General features: G+C 50.5%; 1 protein-coding gene. It reads right to left on the reverse strand.

Going from position 1 to position 938, the window contains the following annotated elements:
• A partial coding sequence (locus ACOCD2_RS22255; protein WP_419626136.1) for a hypothetical protein occupies positions 1 to 938 on the reverse strand: 938 nt, incomplete at both ends.

Genomic DNA, 938 nt, shown 5'->3' on the forward strand with positions numbered 1-938 from the left:
GGCAACGATGACAGGTACATCATCGGCACGTGCGTATTTGTTACAAGCCTGTCATCGATACGATCCGGATCTGGCGAATATCCAACAACACGTTGGAGACCCAAGGGACTGCCTTTTATCCAGTTAATCCTTTGGATATGTTTATCCAACTCATCCTTCGCTTCACCTCGGAAACGGCGGCAGATTTCAGCGACCTCAGCAACAGTACGGGCCAGCTGCAAGCGCTTACATTCGATAATCTGAATTTCTCCAGTAGGTTTCCATGCCAACACATCGACGTCACCGAGTTCGGCAGGAGCACCCAATTCAGTCATCTGGACTTCATTGCGCACCTCCCACCCGATCTGGCGTAGTTGGTCAGCAACTGTGCGGGCAAATTCAAGCCCCCTCTCGCTGTTTACTGCCCCTATGTACTGTTTCATTTCAGCGGATATGAAAAACTCCTGTGGCAGATGCCCTCTTTCTGATCTTTCCAGTAAGTAACCGAATCCTAGCCTAAGTGCGCCAGCTCCGAAGAATACCTTGTCATCATCATGTTCACCGAATAAAAGAATAGGCTTCGCTGTCGAAGAAAGTCTGCGCCGAAACCGCCAGGGAATGATATCTTTCATCCTGAAGCCTGGCGGCGGCTTATCCCAGGCAGGGCGATGAAAGATACCGAAAGTCCGTATGAATGCTTCGCAGGCCTCGGATGACAGCCCTCGAGTCTTACTCAATCTCGTTTTTAGATCGCCGAGCGTCGTCTCCACAACTACGTTTTGAAACTCGACCGCTAAATCCATGAGCTCCGCTAAGCCATCGACTGCCTCATCTGGAGTTAAACCAAACTCAACCTGAAAGGCACGTATAAAATCAGCAGAGAATACTTCATCAGCTCTCGTTCGCTCGGCGGGATGCTCATCCCGATACAGTTTGGTATACCTGCCCGCCGCTCCTTC

Source organism: Thiolapillus sp. (assembly GCF_048562965.1).
GTDB lineage: Bacteria > Pseudomonadota > Gammaproteobacteria > Chromatiales > Chromatiaceae > Thiolapillus > Thiolapillus brandeum_A.